The sequence below is a fragment of the Streptomyces sp. CA189 genome, assembly GCF_056428985.1.
This window is the reverse complement of the sequence record NZ_JBWJVM010000192.1, coordinates 1-910: the sequence shown is the minus strand read 5'-3', so window position 1 is coordinate 910 and position 910 is coordinate 1. Positions and strand designations below refer to the sequence as shown.

Sequence of the window (910 nt, the reverse complement as noted above, 5' to 3'; positions counted from 1 at the left end):
CGAGAGGGTTCTGCGGCTGGTGGGCGCGCATCAGGGTGCTCTGGCTTCCCGTGACCTCAAGCAGCGGTGCGTCGAGGGCCCCGACCATTCCGCCGACACGTGGGCGGCCCGCAAGCGGGGGCTGACGGGGGAGTCGTCGTCGCGGATCGCCGGGGCGATCACCAAGGCCAGCCACGATCAGTGGGCACTCGCCCGCCGCTGCCAGGCCGCGCACATCCAGAACCTGGTCGCTGGCATCAAGACACTCAAGCGCCGTCTCGCCCTGCCCATCAGGGAGAAGGGCAGCAAGCGTGCTGCGGGCGGCTACCGCTCCAAGAGCGAGTGGTTCAACAAGTCCCGCCGTCTGGTCGTCTTGGAGGCCCGCCATGAAGCCGCTCTCACAGACTGGCAGGCCGGTCGGGTCCGGGTGGTCCGGGGCGGGAAACGGCTGGCGAACACCCGGCACAATCTGGCCGAAGCGCAGCTCACCGAGGAGCAGTGGCGTGCCCGATGGGAAGCCGAACGATGGTTTCTCGCCGCTGATGGTGAGTCCGGGAAACGGTTCGGGAACGAGACGATCCGCGTCACTGCGGACGGGGAGATCAGCATCAAGCTGCCCGTCCCGCTCGCGTATCTGGCCAACAGTAAGCATGGTCGGTACGTCCTGGCCTGCCGTATCGCGTTCGCGCACCGGGGCGCGGAATGGGCTGAGCGCATCGAAGCGAACCGGGCCGTGGCCTACCGCATCCACCTGGATGCCGCACGCGTCCGCTGGTACCTGACCGCATCCTGGCAACGCCCCGTCATTCAGACGATCCCGCTAGCCACCGCGCGCGCGAAGGGCATGGTGGGTGTCGATACCAACGCCGACCACTTCGCCGCCTACCGACTCGACCCGCACGGCAACCCCATCGGCGAGCCACACCGCTTC

1 pseudogene is annotated in these 910 nt (G+C 68.2%); it reads left to right on the top strand.

The features are described from left to right. Nucleotides 1-910, top strand: a pseudogene (locus AC061S_RS44470) (IS200/IS605 family accessory protein TnpB-related protein); the annotation flags it as partial.